Source organism: Streptomyces sp. NPDC001604, assembly GCF_042893475.1.
GTDB lineage: Bacteria > Actinomycetota > Actinomycetes > Streptomycetales > Streptomycetaceae > Streptomyces.
The window spans coordinates 669,353-690,101 of sequence record NZ_JBIAUY010000002.1 but is presented as its reverse complement, the minus strand read 5'-3'; the positions used below and the strand labels follow the sequence as shown (position 1 = coordinate 690,101).

Below are 20,749 nucleotides of genomic sequence, written 5' to 3'. Positions count from 1 at the left end.
AACTCCATTGGATCGTTCAACTGCCTTTGTTTCAAAGGCAATTGACGACATATGACCTTGCAGAAACGTCCCTGTCAACGCGTGCATATGCGTCCGCCCTACCCCACTCCATGAGCCCTACTATCGGCTCGCCATGACAGCAGCAGGGAAGCACCAGGTGAGCCGCGCGGAAACCTCACGCCGAGGCAGCCGGCCGGGCCGTGCGGGCATCAGAGACGTTGCCGCCGCCGCCGGAGTCTCCATCACGACCGTCTCCGACGCCCTCAACGGCAAGGGCCGGCTCCCGGACGCCACCCGGCGTCATGTCCGAGAGGTCGCCGACCGGCTGGGGTATCGCCCGTCGGCGGCGGCCCGAACCCTCCGTACCGGCAAGTCGGGACTCATCGGCCTGACCGTGACGACATACGGGGATGAACCTTTCACCTTCACCGAGTTCGCCTACTTCGCCGAGATGGCACGCGCCGCCACCTCGGCCGCGCTCGCCCGCGGTTACGCCCTGGTGATCCTGCCCGCGACCTCGCGCCACGACGTGTGGTCGAACGTCGCGCTGGACGGCACGGTCGTCATCGACCCCTCCGACCAGGACCCGGTGGTCAGCGAACTGGTCCGGCAGGGCCTGCCCGTCGTCTCCGACGGCCGTCCCGCCGGCTCGCTCCCGGTCACCGCCTGGGTCGACAACGACCACGAGGCAGCCGTACTCGGCATCCTCGACCACCTGGCCGACGCCGGCGCACGCCGCATCGGACTGCTGACGGGAACCTCGACCGACACGTACACCCACCTGTCGACCACGGCGTATCTGCGCTGGTGCGAACGCGTCGGACAGGACCCGGTGTACGAGGCCTACCCGGCGCACGACCCGTGCGCGGGCGCCGTCGCCGCCGACCGGCTGCTCGCCCGCCCCGACCGGCCCGACGCCGTCTACGGCCTGTTCGACCCGAACGGCACCGACCTGCTCGCCGCGGCCCGACGCTACGGCCTGCGGGTGCCGGACGACCTGCTTCTGGTCTGCTGCAGCGAATCCACCGTGTACGCCAACACCGAACCGCCCATCACCACGCTCTCCCTGAAGCCGCGCCGCATCGGCACGGCCGTGGTGCAGCTCCTCATCGACGCGATCGAGGGGGTCGAATCGGACCAACCGGTCGAGCAGGTGATACCGACGGAGCTGATCGTGCGTACCTCGTCCCAGCGACGCCCGCCGCGTACGACCGTCAGCGCGCCGCGGTCGCCCGAAGAGGAGTAGAACCAAGGCCGTCAGCAGACGGTCGAAGCCCTGCCCAATCGGGGCGAAAGCCGCGGTGAACTGGACTCTTCCTCCGATTCACCACCCCTGGGTCATCACATGGCGCGATCGGCATTCCTATGATGGGCCCACGACACCGCGGGCCGCTGCGACCAGGCAGTCCGAAGCGGTGCAGATGCGGCGCGATGGTGGAGGGGTCTGATGACTCAGGGGGCCGGTCAGGGACCCGAGACGGAGCGGACGGCGACGTTGCGCGACTTCCGGGTACCGGCGTATGTCCACGAGACCGGTCCGTACGGCCACAGCACATACCCCGGCGACGTCGCCAGACCCGTCGAGGAGCCGGCCGACCACCCGGAGGGGTACACCCCGACACAGCGCGACCTGCCGGTCATCAACCGCGGTGACACTCTTCAGGTGCCCGTCGACCCCGCGTCCCTCCCCATCCCCCAGCAGACCGACGGCGCCGGCCCGCTGTACGTCGTGGGTGATGTGCACGGCTATCTCGACGAATTGGTGGCCGCCCTCCAGGAGCAGGGCCTCGTCGACTCCGCGGGCAACTGGTGCGCGGGCACCTCCCGGCTGTGGTTCCTCGGCGACTTCACCGACCGTGGCCCGGACGGCATCGGCGTCATCGACCTCGTGATGCGGCTGTCCGCGGAGGCGGCCGCGGCCGGCGGCTACTGCAAGGCGCTCATGGGCAACCACGAGCTGCTGCTGCTGGGCGCCAAGCGGTTCGGCGACACCCCCGTCAACTCCGGTGCGGGCACCGCCACCTTCCAGGCGGCCTGGCTGCTCAACGGCGGCCAGAAGACCGACATGGACCGCCTCCAGGACCACCATCTGCAGTGGATGGCCCGCCTCGACGCCGTCGAGGAGGTCGACGGCTATCTGCTCGTCCACTCGGACACCACCGCCTACCTCGACTACGGCGACTCGATCGAGGCGGTCAACGACACCGTCCGCGAAACACTCACGCGTAACGACGCCGACGAGTGCTGGGATCTGTTCCGCAAGTTCACCAAGCGGTTCTCCTTCCGCGACGAGGGCGGCGCAGACGCCGTACGCTCCCTGCTGGATACGTACGGCGGCACGCGGATTGTTCACGGTCACAGCCCCATTCCGTATCTGCTGGGCGAGGTCGGCTCCGAGGAGGGCGAGGACAGCGCGGGGCCCGTGGTCGAAGGACCGCACGTCTACGCCGAGGGACTCGCCATCGCGATGGACGGCGGAGTGACCATGGCCGGAAAGCTGCTGGTCCAGCAACTGCCACTGGATATCTGAACGTTCACAGGGCAGGCGTTCCCCCATGGCGGAACCGCGATAAACGGCGCAGGCCAGGGCCCAATTTCTTCAAACCCCCTGTCACCGTGTGCCGTCGCCGCTCTACCATCGGCTTATCCGTAGCAGGCTCCCCTCCGTTTCTGCCCGACGGCTCGTTGGCATGCGAGCCCCAAGCCCTACGGAGCATCGGGGGATGCACATGAACAGCGTTCCGCAGCACCTGCTGAGCGAGGACCGCCAGGAGTACGAGCGGGTCCTCGATGAGGCGCTGCGCTCCGCCCCAAACCGCCCGGAGCTTGCCGCTGTCGGCGAGCGGCTCAACCCCGAACAGCTGCGCACGATGGCGCTCAACGCCACCGCACTCATCACGGTGGCAGCGGCAGCCGAGTACCAGCATTACGTGAAGGTTCGCGAGGAACTGCGCCAGCCGGCGCCGTCCACCCCGCCGTCCACCCGTGAATCCGGCTCAGCGGAGCCGGGCGCGGGGGCGGTGGGGCTCGCCACCACCCTCGGCGAGGCCGCCGAGCCGGCCGGCGCGGGCGCCGTAGCCGTCGCCGCCGTCCTCACCCCCGTCCTCGCCGGAACAGCTGCGGTGATCTTCCTGCTCGTCGGGTACATCATCAAGTCGCTGGAGCCCAAACAGGTGTTCGGCAAGACCATGATCACCGCGGGTTGGGTGTTCGGTGCCATGACCGCGGCCGCGATCCTCGTCGCCGCTGTCGGGCTGCTGCTCACCGCCCTGCGCAACCAGCCCTCGCTCGAGTCCGGACCGTACGGCGAGCTGAGCGAGGAAGTGGCCCTGGCCAGGGAAGCCTGGCGCCAGGCACTCCTGGAGCGCGGCATCATGCCGTTCCTCAGGGAGGCACTCGCCGACCCCGGCACCGCCGCGGCGCTGCACACCGCCACTCCGCCGACGTCGACCAGCCGCATGCCCCACCTCGGCTACGACCGGCCGGGCTTCAGCAGCCCGGACGACGGCTCGACCCCCGGCCCGCGCCCGAGCTTCACCAGCCCGGACTACACCAGCCCGGACTTCGGGGGCCCGGAACACCAGCCGGAGTAACCGTCGGCTTGCGCCCCCCGCATCAGAAAGGCCCGTCAGGGCCCGCAGGGGGAGCGCAAGCCGAACACCGATTCCACCGACGGCTCCGCCCTACGGCACCTCACTCCGAAGAGCGGGACCGTCCTCCATGTCGGAGGAGCGGAGCCACTCACACCGGCTTACGTCAGTCCGCGATCGGCAGGTACACCCTGTTGCCCGCGGCCGCGAACTCCTTCGACTTCTCGGCCATGCCCTGCTCGATCTCCGCTCGGCTCCCGCCGTGTTCGCGGCGGATGTCCTGGGAGATCTTCATCGAGCAGAACTTCGGCCCGCACATCGAGCAGAAGTGGGCGGTCTTGGCCGGCTCCGCCGGGAGGGTCTCGTCGTGGAACTCCCGTGCCGTGTCGGGGTCCAGGGCGAGGTTGAACTGGTCCTCCCACCGGAACTCGAAGCGGGCGTCGGACAGCGCGTCGTCCCATTCCTGCGCCCCGGGGTGCCCCTTGGCGAGGTCGGCCGCATGGGCGGCGATCTTGTAGGTGATGACACCGGTCTTGACGTCGTCACGGTTGGGCAGGCCCAGGTGTTCCTTGGGCGTGACGTAGCAGAGCATGGCCGTGCCCCACCAGGCGATCATCGCGGCACCTATGCCGGAGGTGATGTGGTCGTATGCCGGCGCGACGTCCGTGATCAGCGGACCGAGCGTATAGAACGGAGCTTCATCGCAGATCTCCTGCTGAAGGTCGATGTTCTCCTTGATCTTGTGCATCGGGACGTGTCCCGGGCCCTCGATCATGGTCTGTACGTTGAAACGCTTGGCGATCCGGTTGAGTTCCCCGAGCGTGCGCAACTCCGCGAACTGCGCCTCGTCGTTGGCGTCCGCGATCGACCCCGGCCTGAGGCCGTCGCCCAGTGAGTACGTGACGTCGTACGCGGCGAGGATCTCGCAGAGTTCCTCGAAGTTCTCGTACAGGAACGACTCCTTGTGGTGCGCGAGGCACCACGCGGCCATGATGGAGCCGCCGCGCGAGACGATGCCGGTCTTCCGGTTCGCGGTGAGCGGGACGTACGGCAGACGGACGCCCGCATGGACCGTCATGTAGTCCACGCCCTGCTCGGCCTGCTCGATGACGGTGTCCTTGTAGATCTCCCAGGTCAGCTCCTCGGCCCGGCCGTCCACCTTCTCCAGGGCCTGATAGAGCGGCACCGTACCGATGGGGACGGGGGAGTTGCGCAGCACCCACTCACGCGTGGTGTGGATGTTGCGGCCGGTGGACAGGTCCATGACCGTGTCGGCGCCCCAGCGGGTCGCCCAGGTCATCTTCTCGACCTCCTCCTCGATGGAGGACGTCACCGCGGAGTTGCCGATGTTGGCGTTGACCTTCACCAGGAACCGCTTGCCGATGATCATCGGCTCGATCTCCGGATGATTGACGTTGGCCGGCAGTACCGCGCGGCCCGCCTCGATCTCCTGGCGGACCACCTCGGGCGAGACGTTCTCCCGGATGGCCACGTACTCCATCTCCGGCGTGATCTCCCCACGGCGCGCGTACGCGAGCTGCGTGACCGCCTTGCCGTCGCGACTGCGGCGCGGCTGGCGCGGCCGGCCCGGGAAGACCGCGTCGAGGTTGCGCAGACCGCCTCGTGGAGAGGTGTGCTTGATCCCGTCGTCCTCGGGACGGGCGGGACGGCCCGCGTACTCCTCGGTGTCACCGCGCGCGATGATCCAGTTCTCGCGCAGCGGGGCGAGCCCCCTGCGCACATCGGTGTCGACGAGCGGATCGGTGTACGGGCCGGACGTGTCGTACAGCGTGACCGACTGCCCGTTGGTGAGATGCACCTGGCGGACCGGCACTCGCAGATCGGGGCGTGAGCCCTCGACATACGCCTTGTGCCAGCCGATGGACTTCCCGGCCTCCTGGGACTGTTCGCCCTGAATGGGCTGTTCGTCCTGGCTGGAGGCAGGCGTGCGTGCGTCCTTGTTGGTCATGAGACCTACTCCCTACGCCGGCATTACCCGGTAACAGGTTCGGCGGTCGACGCAGCGGTTTCCGTCTGTCGACGTTTCGTGGGGAACATCACTCGACTTCGGTGATGTTCCACGTGAAACATCGCTGGGACGGAGGTCAGCGCCCTCTCAGCCCGGTGCTCCGAGCTCCCGCGTGTGCAAAGGTGCCTCCACGCTAGCGTCAATTCGGGCGCGCTGAACAGAGGGCCCCTGTCGTTCTTGCGATGATCTGGCGGTGACCACGACACATCAGCCCCCGTTCCCGCCTCCGGAGCCGCCCCCCGGGCACGGCTCCGGAGGCGGCAGCAGCCATGGCTCCGGGGCCGGGCACCACCACGGGCCGGGAGCCGGCGCGGGGCACGGTCACCAGGCCGGTGGCGGGCACGGGCGGGGGCACGGCCATGGTTCCGCCGGCGGGCACGGTCACTCGCACAGTCACGGTCCTGCGGCCCCCGTCTCCATGCACCTGCGCAAGGTCATCGCCGCCATCCTCATCCCTTTCGCCGCGGCCGTGGGGGTCGGGCTCGTGGTCCTGTGGCCCGGCGGCGCCCCGCCGCACCAGCGCACCGGTGTGGGTTTCGACCGGCAGACCCAGCAGGCAACGGTCGCCAAGGTCGTGAGCGTGAGCTGCAAGTCGGTGAACGCCTCGGGCGAGACTCCGACGGGGGACACCTCCACCGCCGAGGGCTCATCCGCCCAGCAGCAGGCGAAAGGCACCTGCAAGAAGGCGACGATCCGCGTCGACACCGGCAAGGACAAGGGCCGTACGTTCACCGAGATCGTGCAGCCCGACCAGTCACGGCAACTGCATGAGGGCGAGAAGGTCGTCGCCGCATACGAGCCCTCCGCGCCGAAGGACCTGCAGTACTCGGTCGCCGATGTGAACCGCCGCTTCCCCATGGCGCTGCTGGCCGGCATCTTCGCGCTCGCCGTCGTGGTCGTGGGACGGATGCGCGGACTGATGGCCCTGATCGCGCTGGCCGTCAGCTTCATGGTGCTGACCTTCTTCATCCTGCCCGCGATCCTGCAGGGCTCGGATCCGCTGCTCGTGGCGGTGATCGGATCGAGCGCCATCATGCTGATCGCGCTCTACATGTGCCACGGTCTGTCGGCCCGTACCTCCGTGGCGGTGCTGGGCACTCTGCTCTCGCTCGTCCTGATCGGCCTGCTCGGCTCCGAGTTCATCGGCTGGGCCGCCCTGACCGGCAACACGGACGACAACACCGGCCTGATCCACGGCCTGTACCCGTCGATCGACATGAGCGGCCTGCTGCTGGCCGGCGTCATCATCGGTTCGCTCGGTGTCCTCGACGACGTGACGGTCACCCAGACCTCGGCGGTCTGGGAGCTGCACGAGGCGAATCCGTCGATGGGCTGGCGGGGGCTGTACCGGGCGGGCATCCGTATCGGACGCGACCACATCGCATCCGTCGTCAACACCCTCGTCCTCGCGTACGCGGGCGCCGCGCTGCCCCTGCTGCTGCTCTTCTCCATCGCGCAGAGCAGTGTGGGGACGGTCGCCAACAGTGAACTGGTGGCGGAGGAGATCGTACGCACCCTGGTGGGCTCGATCGGCCTGGTCGCCTCGGTGCCGGTGACGACGCTGCTCGCGGCACTGGTGGTCGCGGCCGACCGTCCCGGACCGGAGCAGGCGGCGGGCACGGCGGGCGCAGCACCTGTTGCGGTGCGCTCGGGGCGGGGCAGACGGCGCAAGCGGTGAGGCGAGGGCCACTCAGGCACGCCTGAACAGACGGTCGGGGCGGTACCTGACTCCAGCCGCCGGGCACATGGAGACGTCGAGACATGGAGAAGCGTTACTGCGTCCTCCGCATCCCACGCAGAAGCGTTCCGGTCGGCCCCCGCGGTCCCGTTTCAGCCCGCGCTCTGCTCCTCCGCCAGGATGCGGTCCAGGGCCTCGTCGAGGTGGGCGTCGAAGTCGGCGAGGGAGCCCTCCTGGCCGAGTGGCACCAGTTTGTCGGTGCGGTCGAGGAACGCGATGAGCGACGCCGTGGACGCACGGAACAGTGCCTGGTCGCGGCCGACCTGAAGCCTGATCAGGACCTCTGCCAGGGAGTCCGGTTCGGCGGGTGAGACGCGCACATCTCCTTCCCCGCACGGCCGGCACACCCCGTCGATGAGCAGCTCACGGCCGAAGGCCCAGGTCACCGGCGCATCACCGGGAAGGTGGAAGGTCAGCCTCACGGCATAGGGATCACAGCTCTCGTAGCGCAGCTCCACCGGGATGCGGAAGGAGAGCTCCTCGGACACGAGAAAGCTCATCATGACCTCTGCCTGTACGGACTCGCGCATCGCCTACCCCGTCATGTGAAGCCGCCGGCTGGGAGTGATCCCCTGACACTGGTGGAATCTTGCTGAACGTACACGACAGATCACAAGGAGTGAGTTTTCAGATACTGATAGAGAGGGCGAGTGACCCCATCAGCCTTCCGATCTCGTTCTGCAGTTGCCGAGCCGCGGACATCAGCCGGTCGGCCTGATGCGAGGGCAGAGAAATGGCCATCGTCGCGGCCGTCGTCCCCACCGTGATCGGAATCGCGGCGCAGACCGTCCCCAGCGCGTACTCCTGCCGCTCCGTCACCGGCTCCATCCGCCGTGTTCGCTCGAGCCGCCGCAGCAGGGTGTGGTTGTCACGCACGGTGTACGGGGTGATGGACTGCACGGGGTAGCGGTCGAGGTGGTCGCGGCGGGCCGCGTCGTCCAGCTGGGACAGCAGACACTGGCCGATCGCATGCGCGTGTGCGGTCTCGCGGAAGTCGGCCCACTCCTCGACGGCCGGATTGCCCGGGGTGTCCGAGACGCACATGACCTCGATCTCGCCCTCCCGGTACACGGCGTAGTACACGGGCACACCGATCGCGTCCCGCCAGCCGGCGAGTGCGTCGGCAATCGTGCTGCGACGTTTCTGCTGGGCTCCGCTGCTGCTCAGTCGCACCGCCGCGTCGCCGAGGAAGAACAGGCCTTTGTCCCGGCGCAGATAGCCCTCGTGGACGAGGGTCCGCAACAGGTGGTACGCCGTCGGGAGCGCCAAGCAGGTCTCGCGGGCGAGCTGTTTGGCGGGGGCTCCGTGCTCGTGCCCCGCGACGCATTCCAGCAGGCGCATCGCGCGCTGGACGGATCCGATGAGGGTTGCGGACTGCGGCTGCGCCGGGGCGGTTTCCAGGGACGGTTGCACCGGTGGTGCGGTCAGGCGCGAGGATACGGGTGGTGCCGTCACGCGCTCCTGCGTGGAGGGGCCCGGCTGTTCAGGGGGCCTGATGCGGCGTCCGGGGGCTGGGGTGGGGGGTACGTGGGGGTCTGTGGGTGCGGTGTCTACCGTGGCCAAGGGTCACTCCCGAAGCGCGAGGGGGCTGCCCGTGCCGTGGGGAACACGGGAGGGGGTGTACGCCGCTCGCGGGGTCGCCCCCGCGTCGAATTCCGGACTCTAATGGCGAGATGGCGCCTTGATGCGTCCTGTCCGGAAAACTTCCCTCGCGCGAGGGAACCGGTGATTCCTGTTACCGATCACCGGTGTCCCAGGGCCCTCACCAGTCGCTGCGCGACGAGGAACTCGACGTGAACTTCCGCACGACGTAGATCAGTCCACCGACCAGTGCCACGAAGACCAGCACCTTGAACAGCAGCCCGATGACGAAGCCGACGACGCTGGCTATCAGCCCGCCGAAGACGACGAGGGCGATGACCGGCACCGCAATCCACTTCACCCACCACGGCAGTCCGCCGAAGATCTCACCCATTGCGCTCGTCCTTACCTCTCCGCCCGGCTGCTGTGCAGGGGCCCATTGATGTCCTGCACTCGATGCTAGGGCCGGCAGGGGCCCCGGCGGGGGCCTCGCATCCCTTGTCCTCCCCTGACTGATCCCCTAGGGAACCCCGAGACGGCAGGTCAGCTTTCCGGCGGAGAGAACACCACGAGCACCCGCAGGTCCTCGCTGATGTGGTGGAACTTGTGGGCGACGCCGGCCGGCACGTACACCACGCTGCCACGGGCGACCTCGGTGGTCTCCAGACCGACGGTGATCGAGGCACGGCCGCTCACGACGAAGTAGACCTCGTCCTGGTTGTGCGGCTTCTGTGGATCATGTTCGCCGGCATTGAGCGCATACAGGCCGACGGACATGTGCCGCTCACGCAGAAACTGCAGGTAGGCACCCTCGTTGGCGGCTCGTTCCGCCTCCAGTTCGTCCAGCCGGAATGCCTTCATCGCCCTTGTCGCCCTCGTCCCAGTGCTCGTGACCGATCTCGTCTGCCACGATCAGACACATGAAGAATTTCGTAGTCAAGACGATCGCCAACGCGGGTGCCCTGGCGGTCGCCGTATGGCTGCTCGACAAGATCACCCTGACCGGTGACAGCACGGGCAAGAAGGCCGGCACCCTGATCATCGTCGCGCTGATCTTCGGCTTGGTGAACTTCCTGGTCAAGCCGATCCTGAAGGTCCTGACCTTCCCCCTGTTCATCCTGACGCTGGGTCTGATCACCCTCGTGGTCAACGCACTGATGCTGCTGCTCACCTCGTGGCTGGCCGACAAGCTCGACCTGAGTTTCCACGTCGAGGGCTTCTGGACGGCGGTCCTGGGTGGCCTGATCATCTCCATCGTGTCCTGGGCGCTGCACGTCGTCCTGCCCGACAACGACTGAGCACCCGATGAGCTATCGCGTCTGCTTCGTCTGCACCGGAAACATCTGCCGCTCCCCGATGGCGGAGTCCGTCTTCCGGGCCCGCATAGCGGAGGCGGGACTCGACGCCCTGGTCGAGGTCGACAGCGCCGGCACCGGCGGCTGGCACGAGGGCGACGGCGCCGACCCGCGCACCGTCTCCGTCCTGGAGGAGAACGGCTACGACAGCAGCCACACGGCACGCCAGTTCCAGCCGTCGTGGTTCTCCCGCCTGGACCTCGTCATCGCGCTGGACACCGGCCACCTCAAGGCCCTGCGCCGCCTCGCCCGCACTCCGGAGGACGCGGCGAAGGTGCGGCTGCTCCGCTCCTACGATCTGGCCGCCGGCGACGACGTCGACGTACCGGACCCGTACTACGGGGGCCTGGACGGCTTCGAGGAGTGCCTTGAGATGGTGGAGGCGGCGAGCGAGGGCCTGCTCGCCGAAGTACGCCGGCAAGTGGAGGTGGAGGCGGTATGAGCGACTCCGGTACGGGTCCGTCGACGGGCAGTGGTGACGGCACCCGCGCGGTGCGGGCCGGGCTGCCCGAGCCGGCCAAGAACCAGCCGCACCTGCCCGGACCGGCGTTTGCCGCCCACTACCACCTGCCGGGTGACGTCGACGGCCCGTACACCTACGGACGCGACCAGAACCCGACCTGGAGCCTGCTGGAGCGGGCCATCGGCGAGCTGGAGGCGCCGGGGCAGGAGGGCGTCGAGACGCTCACCTTCGCCTCCGGGATGGCCGCCATCTCAGCGGTGGTCTTCTCTCAACTGCGGGCGGGGGACACGGTCGTCCTGCCCAGCGACGGCTATCAGGTGCTGCCCATGGTGCGCGAGCAACTGGAGGCGTACGGCATCGAGGTGCGCACAGCGCCGACCGGCGACGACGCCCAGCTCGACGTCCTCGACGGCGCGAAGCTGCTGTGGATCGAGTCGCCCTCCAACCCCGGGCTCGACGTGTGCGACATCCGCCGGCTCGTCGAGGCGGCACATGCGCGTGGCGCCCTTGTCGCCGTCGACAACACCCTCGCCACGCCACTGGGACAGCGTCCGCTGGAGCTCGGTGCGGACTTCGCCGTTGCCAGTGGCACCAAACAGCTCACCGGGCACGGGGACGTCCTGCTCGGCTACGTCGTGGGCCGCGACGCCGAGGCCATGGCCGCCGTACGCCGCTGGCGCAAGATCATCGGCGCGATTCCGGGACCGATGGAGGCCTGGCTCGCGCACCGTTCGATCGCCACGCTCCAGTTGCGCGTCGACCGGCAGTGCGCGACGGCTCTCACCGTCGCCGAGGCGCTGCGGAAGCGGCCCGAAGTGACCGGCCTGCGCTACCCGGGCCTCCCCGACGACCCTTCGCACAAGATCGCCTCGCAGCAGATGCGCCGCTTCGGGTGCGTGGTCTCCTTCACGCTGCCCACGCGCGCGCGTGCCGACCGCTTTCTCGATGCCCTGCGGCTCGTGGACGACGCGACGAGCTTCGGCGGGGTGCGGTCGACGGCCGAACGGCGCGGGCGCTGGGGCGGGGACGCCGTGCCGGAGGGTTTCATTCGCTTCTCGGTCGGCGCCGAGGACCCCGAGGACCTGGTGGCGGATGTGCTCCGCGCGCTGGACGCGTCCGCGCAATGACGGGGCCGGCGACTGCCTTGCGGTCGCCGGGTCCATGCCCGGCTACGCACAACGGACGGTCCGAGCCTCCCCCCTCGTGGCTCGGACCGTCCTCGGTTCCGCGCGCGAAGAACCGCGCGAACAAGGCTAGTTGACTCTGTGTCAGTGTCCAATCACAGTAGCGACAGAGACCTATCGACTTATTTATAGTTGGGCCCTGCCTGAGGGCCGGGAGAAGGGCAGGGAACTGGGGAGGGCGAACCATGGATCTGGCCTTGCTGCGCACTTTTGTGACCGTGCACCGGGCCGGCTCCTTCACCCGCGCCGCCGCCCTGCTCGGCCTGTCGCAACCGGCCGTGACCTCGCAGATCCGCACGCTGGAGCGGCAGCTTGGCCGCCCCCTGTTCCTGCGGCAGGCGCGCGGAGTGACCCCGACGACCATCGGGGACGAACTCGCCCACAAGGCGGCTCCCCATCTCGACGCCCTGGTGGAGATCGCCGAGACCGGCCTCGATGACGAGTCCTCCTTACGGACCCTGCATCTCGCCGGCCCTCCGGAGTTCACGGCGGAACGGGCGCTGCCCGCCCTCACGGAGCTGACCGGTGAGGACGGCCAGGGCTTCGCGCTGCGTGCTTCCTTCGGGAACGCCGAGGAAGCCCTGGAGGGACTCGCCGCCGGACATCACGATCTGGCCATCTGTACGGCCCGTCCACGCGGTGCCCTGCTCACGGCGACTCCACTCTGCGACGAAGAGCACGTCCTTGTCGCCACCCCGGCGCGGGCCGAGCGGCTGGGCCCCGGGAAGCCGCGCCGCAAGGGAGCGCCCGCCCTGGAGGACGTCCCCGTCATCGAGGTGCACGAGTCGCTGCCCTTCGTCTCCCGCTACTGGGCCTCCGTCTTCGACTCCCGCCCTGCGGTACCCGGCACCGTCATCGTCCCGGATCTGCGTGCGGTCCTGGCCTGCGCCGTCGCGGGCGCGGGGCTCGCGGTACTGCCCCGCTATCTGTGCAGGGAAGCCCTGGAGCGCGGTGAGATCGTTGCCCTCCACGAACCCGCGGTGCCGCCGCTGCGCACGTACTTCCTGGTGGTCCGCACCGGCACCCTCGCGATGCCGCACATCGCGCGGGCTCACGAATGGCTGCTGCGAGCGGCCGCCGACTGGTCGTGACCAGCACTTTTCCGATAGTCACGGGGTGAGCTCGACCGGTGACATCCCGCGATGTTTCACGTGGAACCAACCGGGCCACATTTCTCCCATGACCGTCCGACCCGTGGTCAAGCGCACCGCACGTGCCGTTCTTCTGGACGGCGACAATCTGATCCTGATCAAGCGCACCAAGCCCGGTGTCGATCCCTACTGGGTCACTCCCGGTGGCGGCGTGGAGCCCGGCGACACGACCGTCGTCGACGCCCTGCACCGTGAGGTGTACGAGGAGCTCGGCGCCAAGATCACCGACGTGGTGCCCTGCTTCGTGGACACCGTGGAACACATCGGCGAGGACGGCGGCGCGACCGGTGTGAAGGTGCAGCACTTCTTCGTGTGCCGGCTGGAGTCGATGGACACCTCCCTGCGGCACGGCCCCGAGGTGGACGAGCCCGCCGGCGAGTACGAGATCGTGCGGGTGCCGTTCACCCGCGTCGGGATCGCCTCCGTGCATCTCGTACCGCTGTCCCTGCGGCACTACCTGGACGGGAACATCGAGGGCGTACGCGCCATGCACGCGCCGGACCTGGGCTGATCCCAGGCGCCGGATCAGTCTCCGATGGCGACGAGCTCCTCCACCGAGTCGTGCCGTATCCGCTCCGACGGGATACCGATGTTCCTCAGCGCGTCCACCCCGCTGCGGATCATCCCGGGCGGACCCGAGAGATAGGCGTCGAACTCGTTCCACGGCCCGTACTCGCGTATGGCGTCCGGAAGCTGGAGATGGGCCTGCTGGTCGATGACCGCACGGACCGAGAGCCAGGGGTGGGACTGCTGGAGCCTGAGCATCGTGTCGATGTCATAGAGGTCGTGGTCGGTGCGGGCGCCGTAGAACACCTCGACCGTCCGCCGTTCGCCGTGCTCGGCGACGTCCTCCACCAGTGCCTTGATGGGTGCTATGCCGGTGCCGCCGCCCAGGCACAGCAGTCCGCTGTCGGTGGTGTGGTCGACGGTCATCGAACCGGCCGGCGGGCCGAGGCGGATGATGTCGCCGGGACGGGCGCGGTGCACCAGCGCATTGGAGACCCAACCCGCGGGGACGGCCTTCACATGGAAGGTCAGCAGACCGTCGGAGCGGGGTGCCGAGGCGAAGGAGTAGTGCCGCCAGATTCGCGGCCACCACGGGGTCTCCAGGCTCGTGTACTGGCCTGCGAGGAACGGGTAGGGCTGGTCGGGGCGGACCGTGACGATCGCCACGTCCGGGGTCCTGAGGTCGTGCGCGACGATCTCGGCGTACCACCAGGCCGGGGCACGCAGTTCGTCCGCGGCCGCTGCGTCGATCATGACCTGCGAGATGGTCGTGTACGCCCGCACCCAGGCCGCCTCCGTCTCCGCGTCCCAGATGCCGGAGGCGTACCTGCTCAGCGCACCGATGAGGCACTCACCGACGGCCGGGTAGTGCTCGGGCCTGGTGCCGTACTTGCGGTGACCACGGCCGAGGTTCTGCAGATACGCGACGAGGACCTCGGTGTTGTCGATGTGCTCGGCCGCGGTGAGCAGCGCCTTGAGCAGCCGGTCGCGCTGGGTGTCCATCGCGGCCGGGAACAGCGACCGCAGATCGGGGTGTCGGACGAAGAGCAGCGCGTAGAAGTACGAGGTGACCTTGTCGGCGATCGGCGCCACCTCGGCCATGGTCCGACGGATGATGAGGGCATCCGGTGACGCGCCCTGGGCGCCGGATTGAACGGCGGGCTCCTGCGGCTGCGCTGTGGGCGCGGTGGAGCGCTGGGTGGGCACGTGCAGGTCGGCGGGGAGTGCCTCGGGGGAAGAGGGCTCTGCCGAGAGGGGCTGTGCGGCCGAGGGCTGTGCGGCAGCAGCCTCCGGAGCGGGTTCGGCGGGTGGTGCCGACTGCGGCGCGTCCTCCGCCGGCTGCTTGCGCGGCGTGAACCAGCCGCCGCTCCCGCCGCCGGATGTGCCGTTCTCGGCCGACGCGGTGGTCGGAGCGTCCATGGTGTGCCTCGCCTCGAACATCTTTCGGTCGGTCTGCGCACTTCCTCGGTCGGAAGGTGCCTTTTCCCCCGCAGACGGCTTGCTTTCCCCGTTTCATGCCGCGGCCAATGCGGCCACATTCAACCTGGATTCACGTGCTGTACGGACAAGTAAGGCGAGAGTGTGACATTGACCGCAGTGCTCTCACCGCAGCATCCCATCCCACATGGACACTCCGGCCGTATAACCGCAAATGCGGGTCTTCGATCTCTCCGTCCCGTTACGCTGCATCGCCTTGCCCTCGGTCCGCCCAGGATGTGTACGTCTTGCCCCGCAGCGAACCGGAGTCGACCATACCGGCCAACGCTCCGATCACAAGTCCCCCCTTCCTCCGCCACGAATGGGAGAGCGGGCGAACCAGCAATTCCTTCAATTACCGGGCGTGACGCACCAATTCATAGGCTTCCCACAGATCCCCTCCTATGTACGAGTGTGTCGCAAGACCGGACAGATGGCGGTCCGCATTGACCGCTACCGAGACCGGCACCGCAGCGAACAGCTCTGTGTCCGACAGCGAGTCGCCGTAGGCGATGCAGTCCTCCCGGGCCACGCCGAACTCGCCGCAGAGTCGGTCGGCGATCTCGACCTTGGCCACGGCAGTGAGAACTCCGGACGGGTCGACGGGCTCGGTGAACGGCACGGCGGGAAAACGGGACCCGAACGTCGCGTGCGCGCCCCACCCGATGAGCCGCTCCACGAAGAAGGAGGGCGAGAGCGATACGACGGCACAGTAATCGCCCACCTGCCGGATCTCCTCCCAGACCTCCCTGATGCGCTCCAGCCACGGGGCACCTTCGAAGGCGGCCGACACATGCATCTCGGTGAGTTCCGTCCAGAGCTCGTACACCTGCGCCGCATATTGCGGCGGGCCTATCAGTCCTGCCGAGATCGCCTGATCGAGCGCTACCGTCTCGGCTTCCAGCCCCAGCTGCCGCGAGATCTCCACGGGCGCCGAAGTGCCCTGCAGCAGCGTGCCGTCGAGATCGAAGAGATGAAGTCTTGCCATGGCACCCGAGGCTAACGGGGGGCTCGTGGAGGCTCCTCCAGTGAGACCACCTGATGCTCGGTGTTCGCCCGTGTTTCACGTGAAACACCCAACGGCTGTCGGCCCCCTGTGCACTTGCCCGCGACATGGCCAAAAGCTCCTGCTTCTTGCCGGAAAGAAGTGGACGCCGAGGGCAGAGGTCGGACAGCCTGACCTGCGTGCCGACTCCTTCTCTCCCCGCTCTTGCCGTCCGCCGTCTGACGCTTCGCGATCTCACCGCCTGCGCCGACCTGTCCGAAGACCGGGGGTGGCCTCGTGAGGAGCACAAGTGGGGCCTGCTCCTCACAGCCGGGAAGGGATACGGCATCGACGACCCCGACGGTGGCCTCGTCAGCGCCTGCGTCGTCACCGAGTACGGGCCGCAACATCGCCCCGCTCTCGCCGCCATCGGCATGGTGCTGGTCGCCGAACGGCATGCCCGCCGTGGAATCGGACGCCACCTGATGCGGCACATCGTCTCGGCCATGGGCACCACCCCGCTGACGCTGCACGCGACTCCGAACGGCCGTCCGCTCTACGAGGAACTCGGCTTCAAGGCCACCGGCCGGGCCGAGATGGTGCGTGGGCATTTCATGCCCGGCGGGCCTGAGCCCGAGGTGGTCACACGTGCGGCCACCGCCGAGGACCTCCCTGCGATCCTCCGGCTCGACGAGGAGGTGTTCGGCGCCGACCGCACACCCGTCATCACCCGACTGCCCGCCTTCGCCGACCGACTGCGCGTCGCCGAGGAGGACGGCCGGCTCATCGGCTACGCGGCCGCCTGGCCCAACATGGAGACCCATGTCGTGGGCCCGCTCATTGCCAGGGACACGGAGACGGCAAAGGCACTCGTCGCCTCTCTCGCCGCCCATACCGACCGCCCCCTGCGCACCGACATCGACGTACGGCACGAAGAGCTGCTGGCGTGGGTGAAGGCGCGGGGGCTGGCGCCCGTCGCCTTCAACGCGGTCATGACGTACGGGATCCCGGAACTGCCCGGCGACTGGAGCAGACGGTTTGCTCCGCTGACGGTGGCAGCGGGCTGAGCCCGCCTCCGGGGGTGCCGGTGCGTAAGGTGCGGGGCATGGGAGATCTTGAAATACGGCCCGCCACGGCGGACGACGTGCCCGCGATCGTCGCGATGCTCGCCGACGACCCTCTGGGAGCCCAGCGCGAGTCACCGGACGACCTGACCCCGTATCTGGCCGCGCTGGAACGGCTTGCGTCCGATCCGAACCAGCACCTGGTCGTCGCCGTTCGTGAGGGCCGTGTCGTCGGCACACTCCAGCTCACGGTCGTCCCCGGTCTGTCGCGACGCGGCGCCGTCAGATCGATCATCGAGGGAGTCCGCATCCACGCCGACGAGCGAGGCAGCGGCTTGGGCACACAGCTCATCGAGTGGGCGATCGACGAATCCCGGCGACAGGGCTGCCAGTTGGTCCAGCTGACCTCCGACAACACCCGCAGCGACGCCCATCGCTTCTACGAGCGCCTCGGCTTCACGGCCTCACACGTGGGCTTCAAGCTCCACCTGTGAGGCCGTGACTTGTGAAGGGTCGTGTTTCACGTGAAACAGCGTCGGCCGAGCCCTAGCGTCTAGCCGATCCCCCGCCAGCCGTCCGGATCCACCCCACCGGGCACGGAAGCCTCCTCGTCGTACGGCTGACGCGTGAACACGAACGACCCGAGGTCCAGATGACTCAGGGTCCCGTCCGGGCGCCGTACGGGCTTCAGGAGCTCTCCGGCGTAGTAGCCCTCCAGTCCGGTCCACGTACCGTCGCCGTTCGCCCTGAAACGCGAGCGGCGACCACTTCCCGACAGCGGCTCCAATGAGACACCTCCGGTCGCCAGCCGCAGGGCGAACGCATGCGTTCCCCAGTACCACGGCCCCGCCAACTCGAGCACCGATGCGTCGACTTCCGGCAGTGGCCGCCAGGGCTCAGGAATCCGGGGCTCGGCCTCAGCGACGATCCGCACAAGATCGGCTCCGAGGGTGGACAGCAGCGGGCCGGACGTACAGTTGGCCAGCACCACAGCAGCGACGTCGTCCTCAACACTGAAGGTGAGGTTCGCCAGAAACCCCGGCAGTGACCCGGAGTGCCCCACGAGCAGTCGGCCGTCCCGGTGCTGAATCTGCAGCCCCAGCCCGTAGGTGACTCCGTCCACGACATCCGCCGCTTCGGCCGGTGCAGCGGGCGTCCGCATCTCCCTCACGGTCTCGGCGCTCAGTACCCGGTCGTCGCCCCGTGCGAGGAAGGCAGCGAAGCGCGCCAAGTCACCCGTGGTTGACCAGAGTTGACCCGCCGGGGCCATCAGCCCGAGGTCCTCGGCTGGTTCGGGCAGCATGACATCGGCCCAGGGGTGCACGGCCCATCCACCCGCATGGGGAGCCTGAGGATGACCACTCGTACGGTCGAGGCCCAGAGGTTCGAGCACTTCACGCCGAAGTACCTCTTCCCAGGGTGCTGCACGCAGCTTCTCGACCAGCGCCCCCAGCACGGTGTAACCGGGGTTGGAGTAATGGAAGCGGCGGCCCACCGGATGCAGGAGAGGCTTCTCTCCCAGGACGTCGGAGAGTTCGGGGCGCAGGGATCCCGGAGTGCGCTCCCACCACGGGGCGGGCGACTCCGCCGCCAACCCGCCCGTATGGGCGAGGAGGTCGGCGATGGTGGCCTCCCCCGCACCGGTTCCCGGCAGATGCTTCTCCAGCGGGTCACCGAGATCGAGCAGGCCCTCATCGCGCAACCGGAGCACCAGAACCGCGGTGAAGGTCTTGGTGATCGAACCGATGCGGTACTGCACCGTCTCATCCGGACCATGCCCGTCCACCGAGGTACGCGCGCCGTGCCACACGGTCCGGCCGCCCCTCACGACTGCCGCAACCAGCGACGGGGCACGTCCTTCGGCCTGCGCCACTGCGATCCGGTGCAGCAGTGCCCGACGCGTACCGGGGAGCAGCTCTTCCTGAGGTGTTGTCATGACCCAAGTCCATCCCGCGGGACACCCGGCCGTCGAGTTCATTTGTCCGGGACGGGGATCCGCCGGATCAGGTCTGCGCCATGTCCACGAACCGCGAGTAGTGGCCCTGGAAGGCGACCGTGATCGTCGCCGTCGGACCGTTACGGTGCTTGGCCACGATCAGGTCGGCCTCGCCCGCACGCGGTGATTCCTTCTCGTAGGCGTCCTCGCGGTGCAGCAGGATGACCATGTCGGCATCCTGCTCGATGGAGCCGGACTCACGCAGGTCGGAGACCATCGGCTTCTTGTCCGTGCGCTGCTCCGGGCCACGGTTCAGCTGGGACAGCGCGATGACCGGGATCTCCAGCTCCTTGGCGAGGAGCTTGAGGTTACGGGACATGTCCGAGACCTCCTGCTGTCGGTTCTCGGCACGCTTGGAACCACCGGACTGCATCAGCTGGAGGTAGTCGATGACGACCAGTCTGATGTCATTGCGCTGCTTGAGACGGCGGCACTTGGCACGGATCTCCATCATCGACAGGTTCGGAGAGTCGTCGATGAACAGCGGCGCGGCCGAGACGTCCGGCATCCGGCGGGCCAGCCGCGTCCAGTCCTCGTCGGTCATCGTGCCGGAGCGCATGTGGTGCAGGGCCACACGGGCCTCGGCGGACAGCAGACGCATCGCGATCTCGTTGCGTCCCATTTCGAGGGAGAAGATGACGCTCGGAAGGTTGTGCTTGATCGACGCGGCCCGGGCGAAGTCCAGCGCGAGCGTGGACTTGCCCATCGCGGGACGGGCGGCGATGACGATCATCTGGCCGGGGTGCAGGCCGTTGGTCAGCGAGTCGAAGTCGGTGAAGCCCGTGGGCACACCGGTCATCTCGCCACTGCGGGAGCCGATCGCCTCGATCTCGTCGAGAGCGCCCTCCATGATGTCGCCGAGCGGGAGGTAGTCCTCGCTGGTGCGCTGCTCGGTGACCGCATAGATCTCGGCCTGGGCGCGGTTGACGATCTCGTCGACGTCGTCGTCGGCCGCGTATCCCATCTGGGTGATGCGGGTGCCTGCCTCCACCAGACGGCGCAGGACCGCCCGCTCGTGGACGATCTCCGCGTAGTACTCGGCATTGGCCGCAGTGGGCACAGTCTGCACAAGGGTGTGCAGATACGATGCGCCACCGACCTTGTTGATCTCGCCACGCTTGGTGAGTTCGGCGGCGATCGTGATGGGGTCGGCCGGCTCACCCTTGGCGTAGACGTCGAGGATCGCCTGGAAGATCGTCTCGTGCGCCGGCTTGTAGAAGTCGTGGCCCTTGAGGATCTCCACGACGTCGGCGATGGCGTCCTTGGAGAGGAGCATGCCACCGAGGACGGACTGCTCGGCATCGAGATCCTGGGGCGGCACTCGCTCGAAGGACGTACCTCCGCTGTCCCATTCGCCGCTGTCCCGGCCACGGTCGTGTTGCTCGTCACGGCCCCGGCCCCCGTCGCCGCGTCGACGGGAGGCAGGCAGGCGATCGCTTGGACCGCTGTCGGCCCAGGGATCGTCCAAGGGCTCGGAAATACTCACCGAGCCACCTCCTCCCGTCCGCCGCCGGGCGGACCTAGCCATGCCCTCTGTTCTACGGCACAGCACTGACAAATGAGAGGCCCAACTCCGGTTGGTGCACGTCGGTTTTGGGCTGGTTTCCCTGCCGACGAACGGAGCGGGCGC

The 20,749-nt window shown here is 68.3% G+C and carries 20 protein-coding genes and 1 riboswitch; of the genes, 11 read left to right on the top strand and 9 right to left on the bottom strand.

Going from position 1 to position 20,749, the window contains the following annotated elements:
• Positions 1-133 precede the first annotated feature (133 nt).
• The 3 genes from ACFY1E_RS08425 to ACFY1E_RS08415 all read left to right on the top strand — a co-directional run bounded on the left by ACFY1E_RS08425 (position 134) and on the right by ACFY1E_RS08415 (position 3,593).
• On the top strand, positions 134-1,246 hold the full coding sequence (locus ACFY1E_RS08425) for a LacI family DNA-binding transcriptional regulator (RefSeq protein ID WP_030938801.1): 1,113 nt from the start codon (positions 134-136) through the stop codon (positions 1,244-1,246).
• 201 nt (positions 1,247-1,447) lie between these two features.
• Positions 1,448-2,530: a metallophosphoesterase gene (locus ACFY1E_RS08420; RefSeq protein ID WP_389072913.1), complete on the top strand. Its 1,083-nt coding sequence runs from the start codon at positions 1,448-1,450 to the stop codon at positions 2,528-2,530.
• 193 nt (positions 2,531-2,723) lie between these two features.
• Entirely contained in the window at positions 2,724-3,593 is an 870-nt protein-coding gene (locus tag ACFY1E_RS08415) for a hypothetical protein (protein WP_389072912.1), read from the top strand.
• Positions 3,594-3,756: 163 nt separating this feature from the next.
• Here the strand turns inward: ACFY1E_RS08415 and thiC are convergent, their stop codons facing one another.
• The gene (gene thiC / locus ACFY1E_RS08410) at positions 3,757-5,559 is read right to left on the bottom strand and encodes a phosphomethylpyrimidine synthase ThiC (RefSeq protein ID WP_389072909.1); all 1,803 of its coding nucleotides are present in this window, start codon (positions 5,557-5,559) and stop codon (positions 3,757-3,759) included.
• Positions 5,552-5,741: riboswitch (TPP riboswitch) on the bottom strand. Its footprint overlaps the gene before it by 8 nt.
• 71 nt (positions 5,742-5,812) lie before the next feature.
• On the opposite strand from thiC, the gene ACFY1E_RS08405 reads away from it, so the two are divergent.
• Entirely contained in the window at positions 5,813-7,297 is a 1,485-nt protein-coding gene (locus ACFY1E_RS08405) for a YibE/F family protein (RefSeq protein WP_389072907.1), read from the top strand.
• Positions 7,298-7,449: 152 nt separating this feature from the next.
• On the opposite strand, the gene ACFY1E_RS08400 is transcribed toward ACFY1E_RS08405, so the two are convergent.
• From ACFY1E_RS08400 to ACFY1E_RS08385, 4 genes are all read right to left on the bottom strand, one after another.
• A complete protein-coding gene (locus tag ACFY1E_RS08400) occupies positions 7,450-7,887 on the bottom strand; it encodes an SsgA family sporulation/cell division regulator (RefSeq protein WP_266957524.1) in 438 nt (145 codons plus the stop codon).
• A gap of 97 nt (positions 7,888-7,984) precedes the next feature.
• Positions 7,985-8,812, bottom strand: coding sequence for an IclR family transcriptional regulator (locus ACFY1E_RS08395; protein WP_389072905.1), 828 nt, complete (start codon positions 8,810-8,812; stop codon positions 7,985-7,987).
• 307 nt (positions 8,813-9,119) lie between these two features.
• Positions 9,120-9,332, bottom strand: coding sequence for a DUF5326 family protein (locus ACFY1E_RS08390; protein WP_123966204.1), 213 nt, complete (start codon positions 9,330-9,332; stop codon positions 9,120-9,122).
• A gap of 149 nt (positions 9,333-9,481) precedes the next feature.
• A complete protein-coding gene (locus ACFY1E_RS08385) occupies positions 9,482-9,799 on the bottom strand; it encodes a cupin domain-containing protein (RefSeq protein WP_099930040.1) in 318 nt (105 codons plus the stop codon).
• A 59-nt stretch (positions 9,800-9,858) separates the two neighbouring features.
• On the opposite strand from ACFY1E_RS08385, the gene ACFY1E_RS08380 reads away from it, so the two are divergent.
• The 5 genes from ACFY1E_RS08380 (at position 9,859) to ACFY1E_RS08360 (ending at position 13,602) form a co-directional block, all read left to right on the top strand.
• Positions 9,859-10,236 carry a phage holin family protein gene (locus ACFY1E_RS08380; RefSeq protein ID WP_389072903.1) on the top strand — a complete coding sequence of 126 codons (378 nt, stop codon included), beginning with the start codon at positions 9,859-9,861 and terminating at the stop codon, positions 10,234-10,236.
• 7 nt (positions 10,237-10,243) lie between these two features.
• Positions 10,244-10,735 (top strand): low molecular weight protein-tyrosine-phosphatase, encoded by a 492-nt coding sequence (locus tag ACFY1E_RS08375; RefSeq protein ID WP_389072900.1) that lies wholly within the window; start codon positions 10,244-10,246, stop codon positions 10,733-10,735.
• Positions 10,732-11,883 carry a cystathionine gamma-lyase gene (locus ACFY1E_RS08370; RefSeq protein WP_389072898.1) on the top strand — a complete coding sequence of 384 codons (1,152 nt, stop codon included), beginning with the start codon at positions 10,732-10,734 and terminating at the stop codon, positions 11,881-11,883. The genes ACFY1E_RS08375 and ACFY1E_RS08370 overlap by 4 nt, the downstream gene beginning before the upstream one ends.
• 242 nt (positions 11,884-12,125) lie before the next feature.
• Positions 12,126-13,031, top strand: coding sequence for a LysR family transcriptional regulator (locus ACFY1E_RS08365; protein ID WP_389072895.1), 906 nt, complete (start codon positions 12,126-12,128; stop codon positions 13,029-13,031).
• A gap of 88 nt (positions 13,032-13,119) precedes the next feature.
• Positions 13,120-13,602, top strand: a complete 483-nt coding sequence (locus ACFY1E_RS08360; protein WP_123966210.1) for an NUDIX domain-containing protein — start codon at positions 13,120-13,122, stop codon at positions 13,600-13,602.
• Between the two features lie 14 nt (positions 13,603-13,616).
• Here ACFY1E_RS08360 and ACFY1E_RS08355 read toward each other — a convergent pair whose 3' ends face one another.
• Both ACFY1E_RS08355 and ACFY1E_RS08350 read right to left on the bottom strand, forming a co-directional pair.
• Entirely contained in the window at positions 13,617-15,038 is a 1,422-nt protein-coding gene (locus ACFY1E_RS08355; RefSeq protein WP_389072893.1) for a globin domain-containing protein, read from the bottom strand.
• Positions 15,039-15,429: 391 nt separating this feature from the next.
• Entirely contained in the window at positions 15,430-16,062 is a 633-nt protein-coding gene (locus ACFY1E_RS08350; protein ID WP_389072891.1) for an HAD family hydrolase, read from the bottom strand.
• Positions 16,063-16,259: 197 nt separating this feature from the next.
• Here ACFY1E_RS08350 and ACFY1E_RS08345 point away from each other — a divergent pair, with 197 nt between their 5' ends.
• Together ACFY1E_RS08345 and ACFY1E_RS08340 are read left to right on the top strand one after the other, a co-directional pair.
• Positions 16,260-17,126: a GNAT family N-acetyltransferase gene (locus tag ACFY1E_RS08345; RefSeq protein WP_389072889.1), complete on the top strand. Its 867-nt coding sequence runs from the start codon at positions 16,260-16,262 to the stop codon at positions 17,124-17,126.
• A gap of 38 nt (positions 17,127-17,164) precedes the next feature.
• Positions 17,165-17,617: a GNAT family N-acetyltransferase gene (locus ACFY1E_RS08340; RefSeq protein WP_389072886.1), complete on the top strand. Its 453-nt coding sequence runs from the start codon at positions 17,165-17,167 to the stop codon at positions 17,615-17,617.
• 59 nt (positions 17,618-17,676) lie between these two features.
• Here ACFY1E_RS08340 and ACFY1E_RS08335 read toward each other — a convergent pair whose 3' ends face one another.
• Positions 17,677-19,059, bottom strand: a complete 1,383-nt coding sequence (locus ACFY1E_RS08335; protein WP_389072884.1) for a serine hydrolase domain-containing protein — start codon at positions 19,057-19,059, stop codon at positions 17,677-17,679.
• Between the two features lie 67 nt (positions 19,060-19,126).
• Positions 19,127-20,605 carry a replicative DNA helicase gene (dnaB, locus tag ACFY1E_RS08330; protein WP_389072883.1) on the bottom strand — a complete coding sequence of 493 codons (1,479 nt, stop codon included), beginning with the start codon at positions 20,603-20,605 and terminating at the stop codon, positions 19,127-19,129.
• Between the last annotated feature and the right edge of the window lie 144 nt (positions 20,606-20,749).